The 241-nt window shown below is 48.5% G+C and carries 1 protein-coding gene; it reads left to right on the top strand.

Translation table 11 applies throughout. The features are described from left to right. Positions 1-15: 15 nt before the first annotated feature. Positions 16-241, top strand: a 226-nt coding sequence (locus CHH91_RS18965) for a penicillin-binding transpeptidase domain-containing protein (protein ID WP_286160857.1), incomplete at its 3' end; no start/stop codon positions are given.

Here is a 241-nt window from a genome sequence, read left to right as displayed (position 1 = left end):
GTAGAAAAACATGTCATGAAAAACCGCGGCTACTACTTGCAGCAGCAAGAAGGCAGCGCCTATGCAATTGTGATGAATCCAAAAACAGGCGAAATATTAGCGATTAGCGGTTTTGTCGATCCCGCCGGAGAAGATGAAAGCTATGTGCACCCAACAGGAGCTGTGAACAATGCGTTTGAGTTTGGCTCTGTCGTCAAAGGGGCATCCGTGTTAACCGGCATGCAAGAGGGAGTTGTCACTC

It is taken from the genome of Virgibacillus sp. 7505 (assembly GCF_002272135.1).
GTDB lineage: Bacteria > Bacillota > Bacilli > Bacillales > Amphibacillaceae > Terribacillus.
This window is presented reverse-complemented; position numbering and strand designations above follow the sequence as displayed.